Source organism: Vicinamibacteria bacterium, assembly GCA_035570235.1.
GTDB lineage: Bacteria > Acidobacteriota > Vicinamibacteria > Fen-336 > Fen-336 > DATMML01.
In genome coordinates, this window is record DATMML010000136.1 from 1 (window position 1) to 26,605 (window position 26,605).

At 63.9% G+C, this 26,605-nt stretch carries 22 protein-coding genes; 13 read left to right on the forward strand and 9 right to left on the reverse strand.

The features are described from left to right. Window positions 1-684 (reverse strand): transposase (locus VN461_23460; GenBank protein ID HXB57739.1); only part of this gene is annotated, 684 nt, incomplete at its 3' end. A 39-nt stretch (window positions 685-723) separates the two neighbouring features. Between VN461_23460 and VN461_23465 the strand changes: the two genes are divergently transcribed. Beyond that, on the forward strand, window positions 724-1,041 hold the full coding sequence (locus tag VN461_23465; GenBank protein HXB57740.1) for a universal stress protein: 318 nt from the start codon (window positions 724-726) through the stop codon (window positions 1,039-1,041). Between the two features lie 35 nt (window positions 1,042-1,076). Here the strand turns inward: VN461_23465 and VN461_23470 are convergent, their stop codons facing one another. Both VN461_23470 and VN461_23475 read right to left on the reverse strand, forming a co-directional pair. Continuing rightward, window positions 1,077-2,855: a hypothetical protein gene (locus tag VN461_23470; protein HXB57741.1), complete on the reverse strand. Its 1,779-nt coding sequence runs from the start codon at window positions 2,853-2,855 to the stop codon at window positions 1,077-1,079. Between the two features lie 980 nt (window positions 2,856-3,835). Further along, the gene (locus VN461_23475; GenBank protein HXB57742.1) at window positions 3,836-4,696 is read right to left on the reverse strand and encodes a DUF1003 domain-containing protein; all 861 of its coding nucleotides are present in this window, start codon (window positions 4,694-4,696) and stop codon (window positions 3,836-3,838) included. Window positions 4,697-5,149: 453 nt separating this feature from the next. Here VN461_23475 and VN461_23480 point away from each other — a divergent pair, with 453 nt between their 5' ends. From VN461_23480 to VN461_23490, 3 genes are all read left to right on the forward strand, one after another. After that, a complete protein-coding gene (locus VN461_23480; protein HXB57743.1) occupies window positions 5,150-6,034 on the forward strand; it encodes an alpha/beta hydrolase in 885 nt (294 codons plus the stop codon). A gap of 437 nt (window positions 6,035-6,471) precedes the next feature. Further along, a complete protein-coding gene (locus tag VN461_23485; protein ID HXB57744.1) occupies window positions 6,472-6,759 on the forward strand; it encodes an amicyanin in 288 nt (95 codons plus the stop codon). Window positions 6,760-6,955: 196 nt separating this feature from the next. Beyond that, a complete protein-coding gene (locus VN461_23490) occupies window positions 6,956-7,540 on the forward strand; it encodes a hypothetical protein (GenBank protein ID HXB57745.1) in 585 nt (194 codons plus the stop codon). Between the two features lie 301 nt (window positions 7,541-7,841). Here VN461_23490 and VN461_23495 read toward each other — a convergent pair whose 3' ends face one another. Beyond that, the gene (locus VN461_23495) at window positions 7,842-11,162 is read right to left on the reverse strand and encodes a glycosyl hydrolase (protein HXB57746.1); all 3,321 of its coding nucleotides are present in this window, start codon (window positions 11,160-11,162) and stop codon (window positions 7,842-7,844) included. Between the two features lie 290 nt (window positions 11,163-11,452). On the opposite strand from VN461_23495, the gene VN461_23500 reads away from it, so the two are divergent. Together VN461_23500 and VN461_23505 are read left to right on the forward strand one after the other, a co-directional pair. Then, complete coding sequence (locus VN461_23500) at window positions 11,453-11,803, forward strand: YciI family protein (protein HXB57747.1); 351 nt, start codon at window positions 11,453-11,455, stop codon at window positions 11,801-11,803. Between the two features lie 176 nt (window positions 11,804-11,979). Next, the gene (locus VN461_23505) at window positions 11,980-13,251 is read left to right on the forward strand and encodes a DUF6596 domain-containing protein (GenBank protein HXB57748.1); all 1,272 of its coding nucleotides are present in this window, start codon (window positions 11,980-11,982) and stop codon (window positions 13,249-13,251) included. A gap of 108 nt (window positions 13,252-13,359) precedes the next feature. On the opposite strand, the gene VN461_23510 is transcribed toward VN461_23505, so the two are convergent. After that, the gene (locus VN461_23510; protein HXB57749.1) at window positions 13,360-14,907 is read right to left on the reverse strand and encodes a PAS domain S-box protein; all 1,548 of its coding nucleotides are present in this window, start codon (window positions 14,905-14,907) and stop codon (window positions 13,360-13,362) included. A gap of 567 nt (window positions 14,908-15,474) precedes the next feature. Here VN461_23510 and VN461_23515 point away from each other — a divergent pair. From VN461_23515 to VN461_23535, 5 genes are all read left to right on the forward strand, one after another. After that, a complete protein-coding gene (locus VN461_23515) occupies window positions 15,475-15,924 on the forward strand; it encodes a hypothetical protein (GenBank protein HXB57750.1) in 450 nt (149 codons plus the stop codon). 99 nt (window positions 15,925-16,023) lie between these two features. Then, on the forward strand, window positions 16,024-16,422 hold the full coding sequence (locus VN461_23520; protein HXB57751.1) for an SRPBCC domain-containing protein: 399 nt from the start codon (window positions 16,024-16,026) through the stop codon (window positions 16,420-16,422). Window positions 16,423-16,448: 26 nt separating this feature from the next. Further along, on the forward strand, window positions 16,449-16,790 hold the full coding sequence (locus tag VN461_23525; protein HXB57752.1) for a metalloregulator ArsR/SmtB family transcription factor: 342 nt from the start codon (window positions 16,449-16,451) through the stop codon (window positions 16,788-16,790). 48 nt (window positions 16,791-16,838) lie between these two features. Beyond that, window positions 16,839-17,570 carry a thioredoxin family protein gene (locus tag VN461_23530; protein HXB57753.1) on the forward strand — a complete coding sequence of 244 codons (732 nt, stop codon included), beginning with the start codon at window positions 16,839-16,841 and terminating at the stop codon, window positions 17,568-17,570. Between the two features lie 118 nt (window positions 17,571-17,688). Then, window positions 17,689-18,348, forward strand: a complete 660-nt coding sequence (locus VN461_23535; protein HXB57754.1) for a DUF2182 domain-containing protein — start codon at window positions 17,689-17,691, stop codon at window positions 18,346-18,348. Window positions 18,349-18,436: 88 nt separating this feature from the next. Here VN461_23535 and VN461_23540 read toward each other — a convergent pair whose 3' ends face one another. Further along, on the reverse strand, window positions 18,437-18,952 hold the full coding sequence (locus tag VN461_23540) for a DinB family protein (protein HXB57755.1): 516 nt from the start codon (window positions 18,950-18,952) through the stop codon (window positions 18,437-18,439). Between the two features lie 188 nt (window positions 18,953-19,140). Here VN461_23540 and VN461_23545 point away from each other — a divergent pair, with 188 nt between their 5' ends. Both VN461_23545 and VN461_23550 read left to right on the forward strand, forming a co-directional pair. Next, window positions 19,141-20,304 (forward strand): DJ-1/PfpI family protein, encoded by a 1,164-nt coding sequence (locus VN461_23545; protein ID HXB57756.1) that lies wholly within the window; start codon window positions 19,141-19,143, stop codon window positions 20,302-20,304. Window positions 20,305-20,335: 31 nt separating this feature from the next. Continuing rightward, window positions 20,336-21,280: a DJ-1/PfpI family protein gene (locus VN461_23550; GenBank protein HXB57757.1), complete on the forward strand. Its 945-nt coding sequence runs from the start codon at window positions 20,336-20,338 to the stop codon at window positions 21,278-21,280. 201 nt (window positions 21,281-21,481) lie between these two features. Here VN461_23550 and VN461_23555 read toward each other — a convergent pair whose 3' ends face one another. From VN461_23555 to VN461_23565, 3 genes are all read right to left on the reverse strand, one after another. Continuing rightward, a complete protein-coding gene (locus tag VN461_23555; protein ID HXB57758.1) occupies window positions 21,482-22,684 on the reverse strand; it encodes a tetratricopeptide repeat protein in 1,203 nt (400 codons plus the stop codon). A gap of 109 nt (window positions 22,685-22,793) precedes the next feature. Beyond that, entirely contained in the window at window positions 22,794-23,651 is an 858-nt protein-coding gene (locus VN461_23560) for a carbonic anhydrase family protein (GenBank protein HXB57759.1), read from the reverse strand. A 299-nt stretch (window positions 23,652-23,950) separates the two neighbouring features. After that, entirely contained in the window at window positions 23,951-25,690 is a 1,740-nt protein-coding gene (locus VN461_23565) for a multicopper oxidase domain-containing protein (GenBank protein ID HXB57760.1), read from the reverse strand. Window positions 25,691-26,605: the final 915 nt, after the last annotated feature.

Here is a 26,605-nt window from a genome sequence, read left to right on the forward strand (position 1 = left end):
TCCCCGCGAGCCCCTCTTGGCACGGGAGAGATCCCGACTCCGCCTCTTGAGCTGTTTCAGCCTCCTTTCCAAGTACCGGGGCGGCGCGACCTTGGTACCGTCGTCAAAGGTGACGGCCGCAGAGAGCCCCGCATCCAAACCCACTACACGATCGACCGTGGGGAGGGGTATGGTCTCCCGATCCATGGCCATGGACACGAAGTAGCGCCCCGCTCCATCGCGCTTTACGGTCACCATCTTCGGCCGCCCAGGTGGCACCCGTGACCAGACAAGCTTCACGGCCCCGAGGCGGGGCAGGACCAGGCGCGACCCCGCGACATAGGAATTCTTGAGTCGTTTATCGAGCTGATAGCGGACTGCCTGCTCCCCGCGCCGCTTCTTGAAGCGGGGGTAGCGGGCCCGCTTGGCATAGAAAGCCTTAAAGGCCCGGTCCAGGTCCCGAAGCGACTGTGTGAGCACGTAGCTCGAGACTTCCTTTAGCCAGGGCACCTCGGCCTGCTTCAGCTTGGTCACTTGGCGAGAGAAATCCACACCGGTGACCCGCTCCTGCCGCTCGCGCCAGGCCCGGGAGATCGTTTCCAGGCCACGGTTATAGACCCAGCGGGCGGCCCCGAACTCCCGGGCCAGCCGGCGCTGCTGCCGCGGCGTCGGGTACGCCCGGAACCTGTAGGCGCAAATCGCCACTCTCGTGCTCAGCCTTCATCAAGAGGGCGCACCGGGCCTCTGCTCTCGCAACCAGCCCGGGCGCGTCCCTCGCCAACTCCGAAGCATTACACTAGAGGTGGTCAGGCGAGGTCCGAGGAGGTGCTGGTGGCGAGAAAGGGTTATCGAGAGATGTTGCGCGTCGCCGGCGAACGCGCGGCCGACCTCATCGTCATGGGCGTCCACGGGCGGAGCCCCATCGACATCATGCTCTTCGGCTCCACCACCCAGCATGTGGTGGGCCGCGGTCTGTCCGGTGCGTGCCATTCGATCTTAGCTCGCGGACAGGCCCTGACCCTCCCCGTGCCCCCCCACGGGCCTCCGGGGGGCCGTAGTTGATCGCGCGCGGCGTGACGGCTCAGGCGAGCTACACCCTAGAAGCTGACCCTGCCGGAGAGTTGAAGCCGTCGGACCGGCAACGCGGCGATCGGCTGGCCGAAGAAGGGGGAGCTTTCGTCCCCCTCTATCGTGGCCGTGTGGAAGGAGTTCAAGGCGTTGAAGACGCTCACACCAAGCCTGGCGGAGGGGCCTTTTTCACCCCTCTTTGGACCGAGCGGGATCTCCCGGGTCAACGAGAGGTCGAGATTGCCGTAGCCGGGGATCCGGAGGGTGTTCCTCCCCACTCCGAAGGGGCGGTCTGACGCGAAGCCATCATGGTTGCTGTCGATCCCGGTCGTGAGGGTGTAGGGCTTTCCGGAGGCCGCGTTCAGTCCGATCCCCAGCTTCATCCACCGCAAGTCCACCGTGCCCAGAAGATTCAGACGATGCCGCTGGTCGAAATCGGCGGGCCCCCACTCTCCCAAGGGGTCGCCGTTGTTCGCCGGGAAGAAATTGACGCCGCTCGTGTTGTTCTCGGTCCGGCTCAGCGTGTACTGAGCCAGTCCGTTGAACCTCTTCCCAATCTTCCCCCTGAAGCTGAGCTCGAGGGCGTCACCCATCTGGCGCCCCGCCGTCTCGATCTCCCGGACCTGCCCCAACGTGGGGTCCGGGCGCGCCGAGTAAAAGGGGCCCGCCGGCGCATTCACGTCGCGCGAACGGAGGAGGCTGACGCCGCGCGATGCTCGGTAGGTGGCGGACACCGTTGTCCCCGGCGCGACCGCCCACTCCGCCCCGAAGCTGTACTGGATCGTGTATGGCGTCGTGATGGTCGGCGCGAAGCGAACGAGGTTCAGTGGTTGCGCCAGGAGGCCCGTGCCCCCGAGGTCGGGGTAGGACGGGTTCAAGACAAGGTAGGTGTTCAAGTGCGATCCGTCGTGCTGGAGCAGGTTCGCGAAGGCGACCGGGGGGAAGCGGTCGTTGAAGAGGCCGACCCCGGCCCTCAACACGACCCTCTTCCCACTCCCGGGTGCGAATGCGGCGAAGACCCGCGGCACCAGGTGACCCTGGCGGAGGAAGTTCTGGTAGTCATACCGGCCGCCGACGGCCAGCGAGACGTTCTGGCTGAGCTGGAATTCGTCCTGGACGAAGCCGCCGACGATTTCCTGAAAGAGGGGGACAAAACCGTTCCCTGTCTGTTGCGTGAACGCGTAGGGCTGATCCGCCTGGTAGGAGGCAAGGCTCGAGAAGAAGAACGTCCCCCCCCGGTTCGAAAGATCGTTGTACGTCCGGTGGCTCCATTCCGCCGCCTGGATGCCCGCCTTCAGCAAGTGCTTCCCGAGCATCCAGGAGAAGGTGTCGAAGAGCTTGAAGTCCATCTCCGTCTGCCGTTGGTCGGCCTGAGCGCCCCCCGTGGTGAAGGCGTCCTGGACAACGATCCGTGTTCCCGGATTGAGGCTCGTGGTGGAGCCGTGGTTCCATTCGAAATGGAGAACGATCTGGTTCACGATTCTTGAGGATGCGATCCGGTCATTCAGGTCGAGGTCGTCTTCGTGATAGGCGAAATTGGCCGCCGCCTGGGGCAGCGTGAAGCCCCCCGCCCCCTGGTTCGTCTGCGCGCGGTCCTCGAGGGCGTACTGAGCCCAGAGGGTGTGCTTCGCCCCGAACTGCCGCGTGAGCCGCGCTGAAAACTCCGTCGTCTTCTGGGGCGTGGCCACGTTGGCCCGGATCGCGCCGCTCGGGCCGGCGGCGACCACGATCGACTGGAGGTCTTCCTCCTGCCGGTCCAAGGTCAAGAGGAACGTCGTTGTCTTGCTCTGCCCGATGGGTCCCGACAAGTTCCCTTCGTAGACCCGGCGCTGCTCGGGAGCCTTCTCCGGAGCGAGCGGGTTTCGAGCGTTGAGGAGAGTCGCGGAAGAGCACGTTCAGCTCTCCGTGGTACTCGGGCTCCTCTTTCTTCGTGACGATCTCGATCCGGCCCCGGCCCTGTCGGTAGTACTCCGCGGAGTATGGGTTCTGGTTGATCCGGACCTCTTGGATGGCGGAGGCCGACACGAGCACGCGGTTGGCCTCCGCCCCGTCCACGACGAGGGAGACGCCGTCGGAGCCGATTGCTCCCTGGTCGAGAAACGCCGAGAGGGTTCCGATGACGTCCTGATCGAAGACGGGCAGGCCGTCCAGCAGCTTCCGATCCACGGTGGCAGCATCGCGATTCTCGCCGGGATGGGTCGAGAGCCCGCCATCTCCGACCGTCACTTCCTCCGCGACCGGAGCGACCTCGAGGGGGATGCTGAGGGGGGGGCTCGAACCCCTTCCGACGGAGGTGCGCACCCGGGCGGTTTTGAACCCGTCGAGTCGCACCTCCACCTCATACTTGCCGGGGGTGACTTGCTCGAAGAGGAAACGACCGTCGGCGTCGGTCTTCAGGGAGCCGACCACGGCGTCTGCATGGGTCAGAGCAACGCTCGCCCCGGGCACCACCGCGCCGCTTGGGTCGATGACAATCCCACTCACTCGACCTTGCAAGGGCTCCCCGAAGACGATGCTACCCGCAAGCGCCAGAAGGGCGGCGAGCGCAGTCGTGAGGCCTCGTGCCCGTGCCCGGAACCTCGGCCCGGAGCTCAGAGACAAACCAAGCGGCCTCAAACAGCAACCCCCTCCCATCACAAACCACCACGCCGCCGAGGAATCATCGCCACCATTCTAAGGGCAAGGGCCTCCGGCGGAGAGTCGGGGTCCATTCCTCGATTCGATTTCCCCTGGAGCCGCTCTTGATGCAGGTCCTCGACTGTCACACCAATGTCGAACCGGCAGGCGGCTACTGCGCGGACTCCGCATGACGGCTCGGGGGAGGGATCCTGCTCAAGAGGTCCTTGATGTCGCCGACGTGCTCACCGAGGAGGTTCATCTTGTTGGCCAGGCCTTGGATGTCCGACGCGGCGCGGCGGTTGACCTCATAGTCCAGTTCGCCGCGCAGCCGATCCTTCGTGTCCTGCCGGTTCTGGCTCATCATGATGACCGGCGCCTGGATGGCCGCCAGCATGGAGAGGAACAGGTTCAGAAGGATGAAGGGATAGGGATCCCAGGCGCGGTTGCCTAAAGAGACGTTGATTGCCGAGTAGATGGCGACGACGATGGCAAAGAGGATGATGAACGTCCATGAGCCGCCGAAGCGAGCGACTTGGTCAGCGACTCGCTCGCCGAGCATCGCTGCGGTTTCTATTATGACGTTGGGATTTCGGCTGGCGCGGACGCGGACGAGCTGCTGCGCCGCGTGAAATTGTCGGCCAAGCACGGTCAGCATGTCCATCCCCGCCAGGGGCTTGCGCTCCAGGAGAACCGCTATGTCCTTGCGGTCGACCTCGAGGCAAGCTGTCTCTTCTAGAGCGAGAGCATCGGTTTGATGGGGTGTACCCTCCAGCATGGATGCGAAGCCGAAGAACTCGCCGTGCCCCGGTTCGTCGACAACGACTTCCTGGTGGTCCTGGTCGATGGTCGTGACGCGAACCCGCCCCGAAACCATGACGTAGGCTCGACCCCCTTCATCGCCAGCCTTGTAGATTCGCTCGCGCGGGGCGAACCTCTTCAGCTCGACTTGGGCGGCGAGTACGGCCGTCTCCTCGTCGTCGAGGAGGGCGAAGAGAGGGACGTGCTTTAGCTCCTGGGGATTGCAGGCCATGACTACCTCATAAGAGAAAAGTGGGTCGTGCCAAACTGTCCGGGAGCATCGCACGCATTGACGGCCCGGGACAAGAGTCTTCCCGCGCTCGGAGACCGCAGTGTGACGGTGCAATTGAGCGAGTCGACCGTACACGCCGACAAGACCGCTCGCCTCATAACACGCTGATTATGAGCCAGTTGCGTCTCAGCGGTGACGCTTGCCGGGCGGCAAATTGGGACCCAGCCGTTCGCAGTACCGTGACACCCTCGGTACCCCCAGGGCAGACCAAGCGGGCTTGACGTAGAGCGCGTGGAGCGATGGGGCTCTTGCCGACGCTTTGACCGATGCCGGCCGTCAAGGACGGCGACTCAAATCTCGTGTATCGTCCCGGGACCGGCAAAGGAGAATCCAATGCTCAAGCCACTAGCGTCATCCAAAGCCACCGTTGCGTCTGTCGTCAGCGGCGTGCTGATGCTCGGATATTCATCCCTTGTCGGAGCGACCAGCCCAGCAAGCCCGGGTTTCTCCGATCGGTTCGCAGATGTCAATGGCACGCGGCTGCACTACCTGATTGGCGGCAAGGGCAGCCCGGTAGTCCTGCTCCATGGATATGCCCAGACCGGGCACATGTGGCTTCGGACACTCCCGCGGCTCGTCGAACGTCACACCGTCATCGTCCCCGACCTGCGCGGCGCTGGCGCATCGGCCAAGCCGGAGTCGGGTTACGACAAGAAGAACATGGCCGTGGACATCCACGAGCTGACGTCATCCCTGGGGCTCGCGCGCGTGAGCATCGTGGGCCACGACATCGGGCTGATGGTGGCGTACGCCTACGCCGCCCAGTTCCCCCAGGCCACGGAACGCGTGGTGTTGATGGACGCGTTCCTGCCCGGCATCGGGAACTGGAAGGACGTCTGGCTCATGCGCGATCTCTGGCATTTCCATTTCTATGGCGAGGTTCCGCTGGCGCTGGTGAAGGGCCGTGAGCGACTCTACTTCGAGCATTTCTGGAATGACTTTGCAGCGGATCCAAAACACTCCGTGTCCGAGGTGGACCGGCAGTTCTACGCGGCGGCCTACGCGCAGCCGGGGGGCATGCGGGCGGGCTTCGAGTACTTCCGTAACTTCGAGCGCGACGGCCGCGACTTCGCCGAGCTGAGCGCAGCCAAGCTTTCCATGCCGGTGCTGGTGCTAACGGGTGAGAAGGCCTCCGGGCAGTTCCTGATCGATCAGGCGCGCCTCGTCGCCACGAACGTGAAGGGAGTCGTCATCAAGGGCTCGGGGCACTGGCTCATGGACGAAGCGCCGGAGCAGGTCATTCCCGAGCTCGTCGGCTTCCTAGACGAATCTCGGTAGGACAAGCAGTGACCCGCAGCGTCGGCAGGGTGCGATTCACGGGACCTCACGACCATTCCTGACGGGTATGAACGCCACTTGGAGGCCCGATTTTGATTCGCTCAGGGAGGCGACCCAACTTGCTAGAATGAGGTGTGGGTCGTCCTTCGTGCATCGCAGGGGGATTCATGGCCAGTCGACAGAGCTTCCCGGCTGTGGGGGCGTTGGTTCTGAGTATCGCGGCCGCGGCGCTGATCGGAAATTGCAAAGACAACGCTCCCATGCCTTCGCCCGTCGGCACGTCTACGCCGACCCCGACCCCCGCGCCCCTCACAGCGATCACGCCCGTTCCCGTCGCCCCCCAGCCTTCGGCAACCCCCGGGGTGGGGGGGGGCCCGAGTCCCACGCCGACCCCCACTCCCGGGTCGACTCCGACTCCCATGCCGACTCCGACTCCCATGCCGACTCCGACTCCGAGTCCCCTCACCATCAAGATAGTGAGCCAGGCCGGCAACATGTCCTACTCCCCGAACCCGGCGAGCGTTCGGGTGGGCCAGACGATCCTTTGGCAAAATGCCGACTTCGCTACCTCGCCGGGGCACACAGCCACTAGCGGCTCGTTCGACACAGGGCTGATCATCCCGGGGATGACGAGCGTGCCCATTACCCTGAGCGCGGCAGGGACGGTCACCTATGGATGTAAGCTCCATCCCATGATGACCGGGACGCTCATCGTCACGCAGTAGGGCGGTTGAAACCCGACTCTCGTCACGATCTTCTCGCGCAACAACGCCCCGCCCAGACAGCTGTCTCTACAGCTCAAGGCGAGTGTGGTATTTTGCGTCGCATAGGATGACGCGAACGCCTGGTGTTTGAGCGCGCCGTGCGATATGGACGTTCACGCGAAGACTAGATGGCCGGCGTACTCGAGGCGGAGCTAGCATGACGGCCTTGTCAGCGCTCACGGATTGGGCCAACTTCTACGTGATCACCGGCTCGGCGGCGGCCGGGCTCATGGGTCTTACTTTCGTCGTCATCGCGCTGGCCGCGAATGGGCGTGGTATGACCAGTAGCGGCATGCGCGCCTTTGTCACGCCCACCATCGTGCATTTTGGCACCGTGCTGGCGTTGGCGGCCTTCCTGAGCGTTCCCCGGCAGAACTTGACCAGCCTGAGTCTCGCCTTCGGCGCCGCGGGCGTCGCGGGCCTGATCTATGGCGTGCTCGTCGGAGTGAGCATGCGCCGCCTCGGAAGCCGCTACGTTCCGGTTGGCGAGGATTGGCTCTGGCATGTGAGTCTACCGACGTTGGTCTATGGTGCGTTGCTGGTCATGGCGTTTCTGATCCGGCGTCGGGTAGAGCAAAGCCTGTACGGCGTCGCTACGATATCAATGCTCTTGCTGTTCATCGGAATCCACAACGCCTGGGACGTGGCCGTGTCGATCAGTGTGAGCAGAAAGCCGGACCCGAGCAAGACTCCCGAGCCTCGCCCAGCCGCAGGGAGTGAAACGGCGGCCCAGGACAAGTGACAAGCGGATCGGAAGCGTCGTTGGATATTGACCAACGCGCCTCAAGGCAGGGCCCTGCTTCTGCCCCCAGGGCTCGCCACGGAGGCCGCGGAGAACGGCTCGCTCGACCCGACCGTGACCGCCGGCTTCCTACTGGGCCTCTCCTGCAGGCGCTGGACCTGTCCGGCCTCGAAAAGGAACACAGTCATTCCGGCCGTCCTTGCCATCGTCCCTGGTTTGCGCGGCCGTAGGATCTGTTCGTATCAACCCCGTGGGCGACGTAGGGCGATGCTGAAAGCCCCGCCGCGAGGCCCAGCCAGCCTCATTCCGGGCTCCAGGTTGGAATCCGGCCGGGTGTCCACGGCGCCCCCGCCTTGTCGGCTCGGGCCTCCAGGGAAGAGAGGTCCTTCTCGAGGAGCACACGCAGCTTGCCGAGCACGTCCGTGAATTCCCCGGATGCGATCTCGTAGGCCCTCCGGTGCGTTGCGGTGGGAGCCGACGTGGTGCCCCAATACGCGCTGACGATGCCCTGCACCCGGTCCTCGATTGAAGGCGACGTGGGCTCGTTGTATTTCTGCACCACGGTGTCGCCGCTCAGCGCGACCGAGAGGTCCTTCAGGCGGCCCTCTAGGGCCCGCGCTTCCTCGGCCAGCTTGGGATCCGCACCCGGGGTGTCGAGGAGCGCCAGCTTCAGATAGTCAAGGCGTTTCTGCGCTTCCTTCGCCGCCTCAGCCGACCCCAGAACGCTGCGCTGCAGCTGCGCTGCCTTCTTCAAGAAGGCCTGGAGGGCCACCCGGTCCGGGCCGGTGAGGGCACTTGACCACAGCGGTTCGGCCGTGAAGGTCTGGGGCTGTCCGAGCGGCGTGAGGGTGCCCCCCACGCGCTTGGCCATGGAGACCGTGTAGGAGCCGGGCAGGACCAGAGGTCCCTGCTTGGGATCGAGGAAGGGGTTCTCATCCTCGGGGGGCTTCAGCTCGGTCGGGCTCGCGGCGGGATAGCGCAGGTCCCACGCGACACGATGGAAGCCAGCGGTCACGGGCCCGGTGATCCGGCGGACGACGGCGCCCGCCTCGTCGGTGACGGTCAAGATTATGGCGGGTTCCTCTTCGCGGTCTTCGGCCCGGAGCTCGTCCCAGCTCGGGTAGAACACGTCACCCCCCTTCTCTTCGACCTTCTTCTCCTCCGCCCGTCGTGCCTTCTTCCGCGTCTTCAGCTCGTCCTTCAGGTAGTAGGTGAGGACGGCACCGAAGGGGGGATTGGCGGCGGAGTAGAAGCTGTCTCCCATGAAAGATTTGTCCTTGAGGCCGAGCGGGGTCGAGGGAATGTACATGAGAGCGCGCTTCACGGGGAAGAGGGAGGCCTCCCTGCCAAGCATCTCCGCGCTCAAGGCCCGAAGGGGGGTGTAGTCGTCGAGGATGTAGAAGCCGCGCCCGAAGGTGGCAAGCACGAGGTCGTTCTCCCGCCTCTGGATCTCCAGGTGCCGGACGGCGATCGTAGGCAGGTTGCCCTTGAGGCGCACCCAACGCTTGCCTCCGTCAACGGTGACGTAGAGCCCGAACTCCGTCCCTGCGAAGAGCAAGTCGGGCTTTTGATGGTCTTCGGCCACGGTATAGACCGTTCCCCGCTCCGGGAGGTCCCCGCTGATCGACGTCCAGGTCTTGCCGCGGTCGGCGCTCTTCAGGAGGTAGGGCTTGAAGTCTCCTTTCTTGTGATTGTCGAAGGCGGCATAGACCGTGTCGGTGTCGTGCCGGGAGGCCTGGAGGTCGGACACATAGGTATCCTCGGGTACGCCCAGGATGCGCTCGATCCTGCGCCAGGTACCGCCGGCGTCGTCGGTGACCTGGATGAGGCCGTCGTCGCTACCCACGTAAAGGAGGCCCTCCTTCTTGGGAGATTCGGTGAGGGAGACGAGGTTGCCGTAGAAGGACGTGGAGGCGTTCTTGGCGACTGCGTCCGCGCTCCACACCCGGCCCATCACCTTGAGCTTGTTGCGGTCGATCTGGCGCGTGAGATCGCCGCTCACCGGGCGCCAGGACTCGCCCCGGTCGTCGCTTCTAAAAAGCCGCTGAGCAGCGAAGTAGATGCGGGTGTGGGAGTGGGGGCTGATGATGAGCGGCGCGTCCCAGTTGAGCCGAAGCGGGGGCTCCCCCGGCGCCGGCTGGGGCCGGATGTCTAGGCGTTCGCCGGTGCGGCGGTCGAAACGCGCCAGGCCCCCGTTCTGGGACTCGGCGTAAACGACGTTCGGGTCGTCGGGGTCGACCTGGGGCTTGAAGCCGTCGCCTCCGAGGGCCACGAACCAGTCGGAGTTCAGGATCCCGTGCGCGGTCGAGGTCCGGGAGGGGCCGCCGAGAGTGAAGTTGTCCTGGGTACCGCCATAGACGCTGTAAAAAGGCTGTGCGTTGTCGAGCGCCACCCGGTAGAACTGCGTTATGGGCAGGTTGGCCTTGAAGCTCCACGTGGCCCCGCGGTCGAAGGTCTCATAAAGACCTCCGTCGCAGCCGGCCAGAATGTAGTCCGTGTTCTCGGGATTGATCCAGAGCGTGTGGTTGTCGACGTGTTTCGCGCGCTCTCCCAGCTTCTTGAAGGTCTTCCCTCCGTCCTCGGTCACCTGTATCCAGACGTCCACGGAATACACCCGGTCCACCTTTTTCGGGTCGGCGAAGATGCGGTTGTAGTACTGGGGGCTCGAAGCGCCGTGGTCGCTCATCTTCTCCCAGTTGGCCCCGCCGTCGGTGGAGCGATGGAAGCCACCGGCTTTGTCCGAGGCCTCCACGATCGCGTAGATTACGTCCGGCCGGGCGGGGGAAATGGCCAGGCCGATGCGGCCCATGTCCGTCTTGGGCAGTCCGTTTTCGAGCTTCCTCCAGTTCGCACCGGCGTCCACGGACTTGTAGATGCCCGATTCGGGACCTCCGTCGATGAGCGTCCAGACGTGTCGGCGGCGCTGGTAGGCGCTTGCGTAGAGCACGTCGGGGTCGCGGGGGTCCATCAAGACGTCGTTTACCCCCGTGTTCTCGCTGATCTTGAGGACCGCCTTCCAGGTCTTGCCGCCGTCCGTAGTCTTGTAGAGCCCGCGGTCGCCGCCCGGCGCCCAGAGGGGGCCTTGAGCGGCCACGTACACGGTCTGGGAGTCCCGGGGATCGATGAGTATCTTGCTTGTGTGCTCCGAGGCCTTGAGGCCGAGGTTCTCCCACTTCTTGCCCCCGTCTAGGGAGCGGTAGACGCCGTCGCCGTAGCCCACGCTGCGCTGGGAGTTGTTCTCCCCGGTGCCCACCCAGATGGTGAGGGGGTGCTTGGGATCTACCGTCACGCAACCGATGGAAAAGGAGCCCTCCTTGTCGAATACGGGCGTGAAGGTCGTGCCAGAGTTCGTGGTCTTCCAGAGACCGCCGGAGGCGGCGGCCACGTAGTAGGTGCCGGGATGAGCCGCATCCACGGCTACGTCGACGATCCGCCCCGACGTGAGCGCGGGGCCGATCCCGCGGAGCTCGAGTCCGGCAAGGGCATCGGCGGTGAGGGGGTCTTTCTTGTCTTTCTCGGCCGGTTTCACGGGCTTCGCATCCCGGGAGGAAGCAGGAGCGGCGAGGGCGATTGCGATCAGGACGCCCAAGGCATTGAACGCTGGCATGAAGGGCTTTCTCATGCCGCTTCTTCTACGTCGGCGCGACCTCAAACGTCAACTGCCCAGGCTCCGGCTTGTCGATGGAAGGTGGGCCCGGCCTCCTGCCTCCTGAAAGCCGCGCCTGAAACATCCGGGCGCGGGCGAGCGCCAGAAGCACGTAAGTAGATGTGTGTCAATCCATTGCAGGCACGCCGACTAACAGCAGTGCCAAGGCCAAAAACGGGGCTGGCCCACGGGGTTGATAGAAATGTCCGCCCGCTGACCGCTCAGACGTCTAACCCGTGAAGCGGCGAACAAAAGGAGGAGTTGTCATGAGCGAGTTCATTTACCTTTACCGAAGCGGCGAGCAGGAGCACCGTCAGTCCATGGGGTCCCCGGAGCAAATACAGAAGACGATGCAGAAGTGGATGGCCTGGATGAAAGAGCTGGGGGATAAGGGCTACATCAAGGATCCCGGCCAGCCACTCGAACGCACCGGCAAGGTCGTAAAGGGAAAACAGAAGACCGTCACCGACGGCCCGTACGCGGAGACGAAGGATGTCGTCGGCGGTTACACGCTCGTGGAAGCGAAGGATCTTGCACAGGCGGTGGAGCTCTCCTACGGCTGCCCGATCCTCGAGAGCGGTGGTCTCGTCGAGGTGCGGCCCGTCCGGAAGATGTAGGACGCCACCCAGGGGACAGAAGACCCTCCTGCTGGCCGCTATGGCGGCCAGCAGGACGGGTCCGCGGCCGACGTTGAAGCGCGCCTCTAGGGTATCCTTGCCCTGTTCGGCGTCGGCGTCCTCGATGTGCACTCAGACCCTTTCGAAATGCGCCTCGCTTTCAGGACGAAGGTGTCGTGGAGCTGAGCGAGCATCTATTCCGGCACGAGGCGGCACGTATGGTCGCCGTTCTCACACGGATCTTCGGAATCCACAATCTAGGGCTGGCCGAGGACGTTGTTCAAGACGCCTTCTGCCGCGCCTTGGAGGTGTGGCCATTCCGCGGCCTGCCCGCGAACCCGTCCGCCTGGCTCATGACGACCGCCAAGAATCGGGCCCTCGACGTTCTCCGGCGGGATCGCACCCGGCGCACTTTTGCTCCCGAGCTCGGGCGGATGCTCGAGACGGAATGGACGCTGACCCCCGTCGTCGAGGAGCTCTTTGGAGCGCACGCGATCAAGGACGATCAACTGCGCATGATGTTCTCCTGTTGCCATCCCCGGCTGGGCGAGCCGGCCCAGGTCGCCCTGGTGCTCCACATCCTGTGCGGCTTCGGAGCGAGCGAGATCGCGAGTGCGTTCCTGAGCAGCGAGGCCGCAATCGAGAAGCGCATCGGGCGCGCGAAGAAAGTGCTAGCGAGATCGAAGAGGCTGTTCGACCTCACGAACCAAGCGGATCTGTCGGGCCGCCTATCCGCGGTCCAGCGGGCGCTCTACCTCCTCTTCAATGAGGGCTACCACGGTGCGTCAGCGGAGTCGGCGGTGCGGGTTGACCTCTGCCGGGAGGCGATGCGTCTGGGGGCGCTGCTCCGGGAGCACCCTCTGGCGTCGACGCCATCCACGTTCGCGCTCTCGGCCCTGATGTGCCTGCACGCGGCACGCCTGCCCGCGCGCGTCGACGGCTCCGGTGGCCTCACCTCGCTTTTCGACCAGGATCGATCGCTATGGGATGCGGGGCTCCTGGCCGAAGGCCAGAGGCTCCTTGAGACCTCGGCCTCGGGTCAGGAGCTGACGGAGTACCACGTGGAGGCCGCGATCGCGGCGGTTCACGCGAGGGCGCGCTGCTCGGAGGAGACAGCGTGGGGCCAGATCGTCTCTCTCTACGACACGCTGATGACGATTCGGCCATCACCGGTCGTGGCCCTTAATCGAGCCATCGCCGTCGCCGAGCACGAGGGCCCCGAGCGCGGGCTAGAGGAACTCAGCGCGATCAAAGACCGCGATCGCCTTGCCGCCTACCCGTTCTACCCCGCGGCGCTCGGGGAGCTCGAGTTTCGTCGCGGGAGGCACCGGATCGCCGGCGAGCACTTTAGAGCGGCGCTCGCGCTCGCCCGCAACTCCATGGAAAGCCGATTCCTGGAGCAGCGCGTGAACGCCTGCGAAGAGGGCGCTCCCGAGCACAGACGGTAGAAGACTTTCGCTCGTGGGCGCCCCCCGGCCGCCAAGAGGGATCTACCGCCCGTGCACTCTGGTGCTGCGGCTTCGTCGTGGGGCTGGGGCCTGATGCTTGGCGGTGGCTCATCTCCCGTAGATCTTCTTCCGGCAGTCGGGGCAGATGCCGTGGGAGAACTGAGCCTCGGAGCGATCCCGTACGTACACCTCCACCTGGCTCCAGTAGCCCTGGTCGTCTCGGATCTTCTTGCAGGAGGCGCAGATGGGAATGAGTCCCCGGAGGGTCTTGACGCTCGCCAAGGCCTCCTTGAGCTCGGCGATGATCCGCTCCCGCTCCGCGGCCATCTGCTTGCGTTCCGTCACATCATTGACGATCGCGAGGAGGGCCGGCCACTCTCCGAAGGCAATGGAGTGGGAGACGACTTCCACGTCGAATAGGCTGTGGTCCTTTCTCCGGTGAATCTCCGGACGCGGGATCCCCTGCCCGGTCGCGTCGTCGGCAGGCTCGGGGGGAGCCCCGGAGCTCGGGCTCGGAGAGCGGACGTCCTCTAGGGTCAACTCGAGGAGTTCGGGCCGGGAGTAACCGTACTCGCGCACCGCCGCCTCGTTGACAGCCAGGAAGCGGAGAGTCTCGCGGTCCGCCACCCACATGGGGAGCGGGCTCTGTTCGAAGAGGAGGCGATGCGTCTCCTCAGATTCGCGCAGGCTTTCCGCGGTCAGGCGGGCCTCCGTGACGTCCTGGGTCATGAGGAGCCCGGCATAGGCCTCTCCCGACTCGCCCCGCACGGGCACGAAGTGGACTTGGTAGATCCGGTTTGCGACAGGAAGGTCGAGCGTGCTGGACTGTCCCTCGAGGGTCGCCCGGTGGGCCGGCTCCAGGCGATCGGACACGTCGGCGGGGAAGAGCTCACGCAGGGTCTTGCCCTCGAGGCCATCCCGCGAGAGACCGAGCGCGGGTAGGCCGAGGCCCCCAGCCAGCGTGTACTTGAGGTCTTTGTTGAAGAGGGCAAAGGCACCGTTGGGGAAGTTGTCCGCGATGGTCTGGTGCAGGCTCTGTTCCCGCAGCACCTCGGCGAGGGCATCGCCGAGCCTCCGGTTGAAGTCTTCCACTTCCTGTCGCCGGCCCTCGTCCTGTTCCCGCAGAGTCTCCAGCCTCTGGAGGGTACGGAGGCGGACCCGCAATATGATCGCGGCGACCACGGCCGAGCCCACGAGGGCGAAGCCGGAGCGGACGCTGCCGGTCGGCAAGCCCAGCGATGCCATGAGGAGGGCCCAGCCCAGGAGGGACACGGCCGCGAACGAGCCGTACCACGGGAAGGACAGCATGAAGGAGCCGCCGCCGATCACGACCAGCATGAGCATCAGCGTTTCAAGCGGATCGGCGAGCAGGCGCAGGTGGACGAGGACGATGAGAACGAGGAGAAGCCCCCAAGTGAAGGCCACCGGGTGGGCCCAACGGTCGGGAAGGGGCCGTCGACCCAGCGCGAATCGGAAACCAGCAAAGAGGGCCGCGGAGCCGGCGTCGATCGCGGCGAGGAGGCTGGAGGCCCTGCCGGGTAAGAGGTAGTGACCGAAGGCCAGAAGGCCCTGGAGGATGGCGACGCCGGCGGCGAGGGGTGCCAGGGCGTCCCGCACCACCCGGTTACGCGCGGCTTCTAGCGCCTTGTCTGTCACAAGTTAGACCAGATCGCCAAACTCTGCCCCTTCTCGCTTTGAGGCTCTTGGTGGATCTTACTCAGAGTCGTTCGTCCTGTCAGCCAAGCCTAGGCGACGCGATCTCACCAATCGGCGGTACCTCACTTGCAAAATTGATTGGTCGAATTGCTTGTGCTAGCCTCCCGCGCCAAGAAGCCAGTCCCTATGGACAGTCCAGCGCCCCCCCCGCCCCGCATCCACTTGGGTGTTTTTGGGGATGGATTTGGACGTAGGTGAGGTTCGTAAATCCAGAATCAAGCTCAAGTTGTAAGAACAGTCCTTTCGGGGCCCGGTCGAAGTCGTCACGCGGGCGAAGCTTCACCAGGAGTGGCCTGGAACTTCCTTGGCGGTCCAGGCGTACGAATCCGTGTGCGAATTCTGCAAATTCCAAGGGACAAGCGCCTCTTGTGGCCCACGTGATGCGCCGACGGGGCTGAGGAGGCCCTTGGCGCATGGCGACCATCGTACGAAAAAAGTGCCTCGAACATGAAACTGCTCCGGGAGTTCGCGGACGGGCTCCGGGAGCCTTCTCGGAAGGAGTGAGCGATGGGCGAGAACCTTCGCCTGATGCGGTTCTATTTCTGGCTTCTGGGGCTGTTTACCGTCGGCCGCTGGGCCTTGGGCTTCGCGGGCGTCGAGTACGACAAAGCACATCAGGTTTTCAGCATAGTGACTCTCGCCGCGATCGCATCCGCCCACCACGCTGCGTTCGCGCGGGCATTTCAGGGCTATAGCATCGGCCGAGCCATCGGCCTGGGCGCGATGATCGGCGTGGTTTCGCAGCTCGTGATCTTCGTCTCAACCTTCCTGTCCTACGCCCTCGGGCTGCACACCTTCTTCAACGCGCCCCGGGCCCTCAACTCGACGCAAGAGGTGAGCTTCGGAGCGGCCATGGCCTCCCGATCGATAACGTTTGTGGTCAACACCATCATCAACTCGATCGCCGCGGCGATCGGCTGGGCGATGGGCGGAGCGCTCCCACACCGCAAGCCCTGAGGTTCTCTTCACCTTCGTTCTGGAGGGAGGGCGATCGTCGTCACTGGACTGCCGCCTCCCGACCGTAACCGAGGGCCCGTGTCCGTCGCTGGAGCACTTGTGAAGCTGGACGTGGACATAGACGAATATCTCGAAAGCCCGCCCCCGGAGGTGTGGAAGGCTCTCACGGACCCGGTTCTGCTCGCCCGCTGGCTCATGCCCAACGACTTTGAGGCGCAGGTGGGCAAGCGCTTCACCTTCGCGCCCGATTGCCCGACCTCCTGGGAGGGGAGTGTCGCCTGCGAGGTGCTCGAGCTTGTACCCGTCCGGCGTATGGTCTGGAGCTGGCAGACGAAGGGCATGGAGCACCCGACGCGCGTGATCTTCGAGCTGAGCGCGAGCGGGACGGGCACGCGCCTTCGCCTTCGTCACACGGGCGAGGCCGACGAGCCCATCGTGCGGGACCTCAAGGGTGGCTGGCCGGGGAAAGTGGCGAGTTTGAAGGATCTTGCTATTTAAGTAGACACTACACTATAATCAATATCGTGCTCGAGCCTCGCCAGGAGGTCTTTCATGCGGTCGTCGATCCAAATCGGCGACGGCTTCTGCACTTCCTCACGGCAGGCGAGCGCCCGGTGCAGGAACTCGTCGACCGGTTCGAACTCTCGTTTTCGGCCATCTCCCAGCACCTGAAGGTCTTGCGGAAGGCGGGCTTGGTGGGCCGGCGACGCCAGGGCAGGAGCCAGCTTTACAGCCTGAGGCCGGAGCCCCTGAAGGATCTCCACGATTGGACGGAGATCTATCAGAGCGCCTGGCGCGAGCATCTGGGTCGGCTCCGCTCTCTCTTGGAGGAAAAAGGCCGAGGCGGTGGGTCACCAGACACTTAAGTAGGTGCTGTAATACATAATATCTGATTCGGGGGCAGAGGTGATGCCATGAGCAAAGGCAGCAGCGGGAGTCCTAAGGACCATGCCGTGGTCTCTCACGAGCAGTGGATATCCGCGCGAACGGCGTTCCTGGCGAAGGAAAAGGAACTTACGCGGCTGCGCGACGAGTTGAGCCGTTTGCGGCGGGAGCTCCCCTGGGAAAGGGTCGACAAAAGCTATGTCTTTGACGGACCCACCGGCAAGGAGACACTGCCCCAGCTGTTCGGCAAGAGAAACCAGCTCGTCGTTTATCATTTCATGTTCAACCCTTCCTGGGACGAGGGGTGCAAGCACTGTTCGTTCTGGGCCGACAACTTCAACGGCATCGACATCCATCTGAGCCACCGTGACGTGAGCTTCGTCGCCATCTCCCGGGCCCCGCTCGCCAAGCTGGAAGCGTTCAAGAAGAGGATGGGATGGACCTTCAAGTGGGTGTCCTCGGCTCACACCGACTTCAACTACGACTATCAGGCATCGTTCACTCCTGATCAGATCCAGAGCGGAACCGTGTTCTACAACTACGCGAAGGTCAACATGGATATGGCGGATCGTGAAGGTGTCAGCGTGTTCTACAAGGACGGGAGCAACACCGTGTTTCACACCTACTCGTCCTACGCGCGCGGAATCGACATGCTGAACGGCGCTTACCATTTCCTAGACCTGGTTCCCAAGGGACGCGACGAAAACAGTCTGGAGTTCACCCAGGAGTGGGTCCGTTACCACGACAAGTACGAGGACTGACACCCGGAACCTCACGTTTCTAGGGACCAGCGCCTTCCTCTTCATCGCGAGTGCGGGGGCCACGACCTCCTTGTGCGCCTCCATGTCGGGTGGCATGGTGATGCCCGGCGGCTGGACCATGTCCATGGCGTGGATGAGGATGCCCGGGCAGACATGGCTGGACGCGGCCGCTGCCTTCATGGGTATGTGGATGGTGATGATGGTGGCCATGATGCTGCCGTCTCTGGTGCCCATGCTGACGGGGTACCGTGGCTCCGTTGCGGGCGTGGGGACGGCTCGTCTAGACGCCCTTACGACGCTCGTGGGCGGGGGCTACTTCGCGATATGGGCTGTGTTCGGGGCAGCGGCGTACCCGGTCGGCATCGCGGTGGGGGCGGCCGAGATGCGATGGCCGGCGGTTGCGCGGTTTGTGCCCGTCGCCACTGGCCTCGTCCTCCTCTTGGCCGGCGGCGTTCAGCTCACGGCGTGGAAGGCCCGCCATCTCGGCCACTGTCGGGCCGCATGCGGCTGCGGGCCTCGGCTGTCTCCCGACGCCCCAAGCGCATGGCGGCACGGCCTCCACCTCGGCGCGCAGTGCAGTTTGTGCTGCTCCGGGTTCATACTGATCCTGCTGGCGACGGGCGTGATGGATCTGAGGATCATGACGGTAATGGCCGGAGCAATTACCGCGGAACGGCTCGCGCCCTGGCCCGATCGCGTTGCCCGGGTCGCGGGCGTCGTCGTTATCGTCATTGCGGTCTTCGTGATCGCGCGAAGCCTGGGCGTGATTTCGGGCTAGGAGGCGGACCGAGAGGTCATGGTCTCGCGGGGCCTGCGGGGCGGCGTCCGGACCTTTCCGATGCGGTCGGGCACCGGGCGAACCAAGTTCACGGTTTCAGCTCGTAGGATTTGCCAAGCGGTCCGGCGGCTTCCCAATGTTTGCGCGCCCGCACCAGCTCGGCGATCTGGCGGATGTGCCCCAAGTCGTGCATGGCCCACTCGTGCATCATTTGTTCCAGGGTGATCTCGCCCGCCTCCTGATGGTGCGCCGTGCGCTGTCCGGCGCCAACGGGCAGGTCCCGTAGAAACTCCACGTTGGTCTCGCGCTGTTCCTCGAAGTGGTCGAAGGAATCTTCGGGGTCCGCGCGACGGTAGAGCTCCAGGTGAAACTGCGCGTCATCCGGTTCGAGTGCGGGTCGCTCCTCGGCGAGGAACCGGTCGACCCGCATCCGATAGCAGTGGCTCTCGCTGTGCGAGAGATGGGCCAGAACTTCACCGATCGAGAAGCGGTCGGGGGCGGGCTTCCAGCGCACGTCGTCGTACGAAAGCCCGGTCATCAGACCGCGTAGAACGGCGGGGGTGGCTTCAAGCAGGTCGAGGCACGGCAGTCCGTTTGCACTCATGCCCTCATCCTACGATGTTCTCGCCGCCATCCACAGGGGATGTGGAGACCCTCATCGGTGATGGTTCGCGTGTACGACAATCCTGGGTGGCCGGACCTGGTACCGCTTGAGTGGGCGGGGTTTAGTATGGCAGAAAGTGTGGGAACATTGGCATTGTCTCCTGGGCCGATCCGCGGCATGCTTCTACCATGTCGAAGCGCTCATCGCTCAAAGGGGGATTGGCCCATGCGCGGACGCTGCGGGTTGCCATGCTCGCGTATCCGGACGTCCAGATGCTGGATGTCATGGGGCCGCTCGAGGTCTTCTCGCGGACATCGCGATGGCTTCGGGACAATGGCAAGCGAGAAGACGACGCCTACAGCCTCGAGATCATCGGACTGACACGGGGGGTCCTCCGGGCGTCGTCGGGACTTCGTCTGTACGCCGATCGTCGTTTCGAGGAGGTTGGCCGGGGGATCGACACCCTCCTGATCGCAGGAGGGAAGGGAGCGGAGCGCTACCGCGCGCTGGCGCCGTTGGTTCGCTGGATCCGGCGCCAGGCTGGCTGGGTCAAGCGGCTCGCCTCGGTCTGCACGGGAGCCTTTTTCCTGGGCGAGGCGGGCCTCTTGAAAGGGCGCCGGGCCACCACGCACTGGGACTGGTGCGGCCGGCTGGCCAAGCGCTATCCGGACGTCGACGTTGTGTCGGACCCGATCTTTGTTCGGGAGGGCCAGATCTACACCTCAGCTGGCGTCACCGCGGGCATGGATCTCGCGCTGGCCATGGTGGAGGAGGACCAGGGGCGTGATGTCGCCCTTGCCGTGGCACGCGAGCTCGTCATGTTCCTGCAGCGGCCCGGGGGCCAGGCGCAATTCAGCGCTCAGCTCGCCGTGCAGTTGGCGGAGCGTGAGCCGGTCCGTGACCTCCAGACGTACATCCTCGATCACCCTCGCGAGGACCTGACGGTCGAGACGCTCGCCGGCCGTGTGGGCATGAGCCCGCGTAACTTCGCCCGGGTCTTCAGTCGTGAGGTGGGGATGACCCCGGCCCGTTTCGTCACCTCCGCCCGCGTCGAGACGGCGCGCCGGCTCCTCGAGGAGTCGCTGGAGGCCCTGGAGACGATCTGCTCCATGAGCGGGCTCGGCACGCCGGAGTCCATGCGACGGGCCTTCATGCGCAGCGTCGGTATCCCGCCGGGCCAGTATCGGAAGCGCTTCAGCCTGCATCAACCGGGCGCAGAGCGTCCGCGCCCGCCGGCCCGGGGCCGCCTGGAGCTGAAGCGGCTGAGAACCCCGGCGCGAACGGCCGCGTCTTGGTCATTGCCCGGCGACAAAGCCCATCTGGCAGCTCGTCGTAAGGGGGGTCGGGGGTAAGCATGCGACCCGTGGTCGCAGTGGAGACACGATGAAGAGAAGAGACTTGCTCAAGAGCTCGACGGCACTTGGTGTGATGGCCGCTACAGCGGGGCTGGCCCTTCGTGGACGCTCGGGGGACGCCGGAACGCTCAAGGGCCCAGACCGCAACACGCTACCCGTCAAACCGCTTCCGCTCAAGCCTCCCGCCCAAGGTGAAATCCCTGTAGCCTTTCTGGTTTCGGAGGGCGCAGTTGTCATCGACTTCTGCGGTCCCTGGGAGGTCTTCCAGGACGTCAGCCTCCCCGGCCGCCAGGCCCAGGCGTTCCGTCTATACACAGTAGGGGAGACGACCACGCCCGTGCGCGCCAGCGGCGGGATGAAGATCGTCCCCGACTACACCTTCGCGACCGCTCCCGCGCCCAAGGTCCTCGTCATCCCTGCCCAGAGTGGGCGAAGCGACGCGACGCTGGAGTGGATCCGCAAGGCAACGCGCAACACCGACGTCACCATGTCGGTCTGCACGGGAGCCTTTCTGCTCGCCAAGACGGGTCTTCTCTCGGGTAAGGCCGCTACGACCCACCACAGCGGGTACCGCGGCTTCGCCATCGAGTTCCCCGATGTTCAGCTCAGGCGCGGGGCGAGGTTCGTCGAAGAAGGCAATCTCGCCACCGCCGGTGGCCTTTCGTCCGGCATCGACCTCGCACTGCGCGTAGTCGAACGCTATTTTGGCCGGGAGGTGGCTACCGCGACCGCCTATCAGATGGAATATCAGGGCCAAGGCTGGATGAACCCGGATTCGAACGAGGTCTACGCCGAAGGACGCACCTCCACGGAGAAGCATCCGCTTTGTCCCGTTTGCGAAATGGATGTCGACCCGGCGATTGCACCAAAGTCCGCTTACAAGGGCAAGACCTACTACTTCTGCTCGTCGGACCACAAGGAGGACTTTGACGCGGCCCCGGACAAGTTTACGAAAGAGATCAAGCCGCAGTGATGAGCCAAGCTTCAAAGCCCCTGGCGAGGGGGAGCTGGCCGGGAACGCCGACCGAGCAGCTGGTGCGGCGTGCTCCCTCGATGGCAGCAGTCAGCTGCCGCGTGCCTACCCTGCTAGCTCAAGCTGACCGGGACAAGAGCCGCGATGGGGACGAATCGACCGGGATGGTGCGGCGCGAACATCTCGATTTCCCGAAAGCCGCTAGCGCACAGTCGGTACCACGAACTTGTCCAAATACTCTTCTAACTTGTTGCGATTCTTGGTCCGATAAGCGCTGTAATCGCGGGCGATGCCGCCATCGCCCAAGCTGAACAGCACGTAAGCCTCAAGCAGGCCGGCCTGCCGTAGCGTCAGCAGCAGGCTGGCGGATTGGTCAGCGGTCAGCAATTCCTCGATCGTCCCCTTGGCTTTCAGGTTCTCGAGCACCTCGGCCGCAGCACCGAGAGCGTCGGACTCTTCCGCCAAGCTGTGCCTGTTTTCTTTCTCCTCGGGAAAGCGCTGCGTGAACCTGCCCCCACTCTGCCAATTCGCCCTGGCGTTGCGGTATGCCTGCCAAGCGCTGGCAACGTCCGGCGACGGCGGATGGGCGGTCGGCAAGTCCTTTGGCGCGGGAGGAACACCAATGTAGACCTCGTTGACGCGGGCGCCATTGAGATTCGCCCAGGCCCGCAATTCGCGCCAGACCATTCGGTTATACGGTTCGGCAACGACCGCCTGAATCAGCATCTTCCGCGCCTTGGCCATGTCACCCTCCAGGGCCAACATGTCTGCATAGTAGCGATAGGCGGTTTCAACGTTCGGGTCGAGCTGGATCGCGCGCTCATACCATGCGGCACCTTGGGCGAATTGATTCTGCTTGTGGTACGCGTTGCCGATGAAGAGCGCGGCAGCGTAGTTCGTGGGCTCCAGTTCCAACGCCCTCGTGTAGTCAGTGACGGCCTCGGCGAAGTCGCGCCGTGAGAAGGCAGCCTCCCCGGCACGCATCAGCTTTTCCACTTGCGGGCTGTCAGAGAACTTGATGGCGCCGCTCGCCGGCAGGTGTCGCAGTAGCTCCGACAGATTCAGCGCCAACGGGCTCCTATTGCCGAGATCCCATGCCTTGTCCAGAAGGTTGCGGGCGCGAAGCCGTTCCCTTCCCGCCGCCTCTTGATTGGCCAGAGTTGCTGCGTGATCGACCAAGGACGCCGCCAAGGCAACAAGCATGGCATCGTCTGTGGGGTTGGCTTTCACTAGCTCTTCCAAGAGAGGGAGCGCTTCCAGGCGCTTGCCCTGCGCTAAGAGCTCGGTGGCCGTTTCTTGCTTGACCCGGTAAGCGGCATCCAAGACCTGTGAGGCAACCGAGGGTGCCGCCCAGGCATTTGAGAGGAATACGAGAAGAAGGCCACGGCCATCACAGATGCGCACGGCGGCCGTCCTCGGTGCGGTCCGGTGCTGGTATGTCGGTTGCCCGCACCGCGATTCCAGTCCCGGCCACTACGCTTCTCCTCAGCAGGGGAAGATTGCCGGTGTCCCCTTACTGGCGCTCAGCCACGGGGCGCTCGTTCGATGGCTGAAGGGGCCGAGCCGTGTTGTGATAATGCGTCGTGTACTCAGCGATCTGGGCTTCTGACAACTCAATGGCATTCTTCATCACATACCAGGTCACGACCTCATTGCAGGTCGGAGTGGTCATCGATCCCGGATATCGGTAAAAGCGGCGGTCGGCGGGCAGGAGGTCGGCGGCATTGATCTTGACGCCCTCGACCTTGCTCTCCTTGCCCGGGGCGGGGATGCGCTCCCAAAGAGCCTTAATCACCGGGTTCTCTTTGCCGGCCGCAATCGGGACCTCGATAATCAGGAATACTCCCTCCGGTGAAAAGTGCACTAACTGAACAGACATCCTTGGCCTTTTGCCGTCGATGGCAGTCTCTCCGGGCTCGCGAAAGTGAAGCTCCGTCAGGAAATAGGGCTTCTTCCCGACGGTGAGCCAGTAGTTGTCGGGGAACTTCACCAGGACGCGATAGTGGTTGCAGTCGTTGATGATGTCCAGATCAGCGGGTTGATAGTTGAACGTGAGGTCGTAGATGCGCAGCTGTGCGGACTGCTGAATGTCGATGGGGGCCTGCATCTTCCCCGTCGTACACAGCCCCGGCCAATGGCTGGGACCGTGTGGTCCCTCTTCATACGTGAACTTCGGTTCGCACTTTTCCTCTCCCAGGGGCAGGTGCAAGTGGTGGTGTTCGTGCTTTCCATGCTCTGCAGGTTGCCCGGGTTCCACCTTCTCGGGCGGCTGTGCCGCCTGGCGGGCGCCGGCTGGCACGACAACCAAAGAGAAGAACCCCAGCACGGCCAGCGGCAGCATTGAAGGGCCGGTTGTTCGGTCAAAGGACATATCAGGACCCCAAGAGTCTTGTCCGAACCATAACCCCCTCGACATCCCTGCTCCTGCAGGGGCCGATGCGCGGCGACAACCCGTCACCCGCTAGCGCGCCACCGAGATGGGACTCGAACACCGGATCGCGGGTGACGGATCCTGCCAATGTCTTTGAGTTCCTGAAAGTCGTCGGCTGAGCAAAACGCCGGATGCGGATCGTGGGCCGAGCCCATGCCAGGAGTGGCTTCAGGGTGCTTTTCCTTAAGCAAACTGGGCGCATGGGGGGCGCAAGTGCCCCCCGATGCAGCGGCACCGGCTTACTCCCTGGGGTTCACACGGATAATCGCCATCATGCCCAGGTCTTCATGGGAGAGGATGTGGCAGTGATAGACAAAATCTCCAACGTCCATCCCGCGGAAGTCCATGAGCAGCTGCACCTGAGGAAGCGGTGGCACTGGACTTGCCGTCTTGTCCCAATATGGTACTTCGATCATGTCCAGGTACTGACCCTTGATGCCCGGCGCCGGGTGGTTTCCGTTGGCCTCGAAGTTGTCCTGGGAGAGAACCTTGAAGTGAATCTGGTGCATGTGGAATTCATGGTTTTCCTGGGCATTGTTTTGAACGATCCATTTCTCCACGGACCCTTGGGTGGTTACGACCGCCGGGGGATTGTTGTTGTCGAAGACCGTTTCCTTCTGGCCCGCGCTCACCTGCGTAATGAAAAACTGGGTCGGCTGGTTTTCGCTAAACAGGAAAACACGCGTAGCAGACACGGGCGCTTCGCTGAGTCCGCCGAACCGCCGCTGGCTGGTGCTCAAATGCGTGAAGGCCCCCAGCCTATCATCGGCGGCGGCCCGCCTCAGTTCTCCCGTGCCCGTCAAGGCGATGTTGAAGATGGGCCGGGTGGGGTCACAGTCGCCCTGGGGTCCGGTATTGATGTTTGCGGTCACCAGCTGCGCCACCTTCACTGTGGGAGCGGGCGCCTTGACCAGGAATTCGACCCGCGAGGCAACGGGCAGCCGGAAGTGGGTCACCCTGATCAGTTCGCCGGGTTGGGTGCCATCCTGCGAGTTCACGGGCACCGCGTCGATCCCCACGATACGCAGGGTCTGCGGAACCCCGTCATAGTCGACTTCCAGGTCGAGGATGGTGTCCGCCGTACTGTTGGTAACGCGCCAGAACTGTGTTTCGCCCCTTTCCATCTGGAGAACGGCGGGGACAAAAGTAACGGTGCCGTCCGGCTGCTGGTAGGAGTCAACGGGCACGTAGTTCACGCTCAGGTCCTGGAAAGGAACGCCATTGCCGCAGTTGCCTCCGGCTTCTGCCAAGCCGTTCAACTGTGGTTGGTCGCGAAGTACCAGAATGTTCGAGCGCAGTCCCTGGACGGCGGGCTGCACGTTCTGGATTCCGGAGACTACCAGGGCTCCCGAGGCCCCGCCCAGAAGATCGCGCTCGGCTAGGCCGTGAACGTGCGGGTGGTACCAGTAGAGGCCGGGGGGCTCGTCCAACGGGAACGAAAAGCTGTACTGGAAAGTGCTGCCTGAGTTGATCAGCGTTCTAGTCACGTTGTCGCCGCCGCACTGGGGTGTCACGTTGGTGCCGTGATAGTGGATGTTCGTGGAAGAACCGATTGACGTGATGCCGGTGGCAGGCGGAGTGAACTCGACCGTGGTGTCTCCGCAAGTAGGAGAATTGAAGACCTCCCCTAGATCTGACGCAGGGGTGTTGTTGGTGACCGTGATGTTCAGGGTATCCCCTGGATTCACATGCAACGTTGGTTCCTCGATACCGGTGTCGGTCATGAAGCAATGCAACAGCCGACCCTTCGAATCTGTCGTCTGCTGGTAAGAGAACCTGACGTTCAGCACTCCGTCGGAGCTGAACAAGGCGGGCGGCTGTTGAACCACGCTGCCGGCCTGGAAGCGCGAGCATGGGTTGGGAACGGGCGCGACGGGTCTAGGGGTGATGCTGGCGTTGTCAGCGCTCTGAGCGAGTTCGCAAAGGGGCGACGCCAGAAAGATCGCTGCCCCAGCCAAACTGCAGAAGAGTCTGCTCATTGAATCGCCTCCTGGCGAAGAAAGGCAAGGACCTGCTACTTGTTGCGCCGGCTAAAGCGCCTGCTCAGCCGGGATTTCCCTGCCCGGAACGAGCCGATCCACATACTCGCACTCCGGCGGTGAGTCTTGTCACATCGTTAGTCACCGCCCAGCGCCTGAAACCCGCAGTCCGACACACCCCCAGCGTGGCCCCCTCGGATTCGGAGTCGGCGTCCTGAGTGTGCCGTTCACGCTTCCCGCGGCGTCCGCCAAACTTCGGCGGGGGTCTCGACGCTCCACGTGCCTTACTTCCGGCCCTCCTGGCCGTAGCGCCCGTCATGTGGGCGAGTCAGGATGCCACGGTACCACGAACCCACGCCGAGGCAGGTCCGACAGCCTTGGGCAGCCTCTGCTGGTCGCAACCGGCTACCGGGGGTCGCGTTCGGCCAAGCGCACCGATGATTCGGTTGCGTTTCTCGGACACATCTGCCTGCGTTGCTCCCTTTCGTCGCACGACCTGCTTCTGACCTCGACTGCGGATCTGCCCGGGGACCGGCAGGGCCAAGATCTGCCTCGCCCAGAATGAGCGCGCGTGCGGCTGGCCCGTCGACAACCAGAGCCAGCAACGTGCGCAAAATAAAGGCCTTGGGGCGTTGTGTCAAGCATTTTTTGAACTACCACGTGGCGACAAAACGAACGACGCCGTGTACTCTGCAGTCTTTGAATGAGTTAGACGGATGTGCGAGGCTCGATCCGTAGTGATCTGACGCACTTCCCGCAAATCAGCGTGACCGAGCCTGTGGGGAACCCAGTGGTGGGTGGCGGAACGTGGAGATCCACGGGTTCCGTGCAGGCGCCGTCGGTCACCGGCACTACCTCGACATGATTCCAGTTCCGTCCTGGTCCGAGACCCACCATCCCCCCTTGCGTCACGCT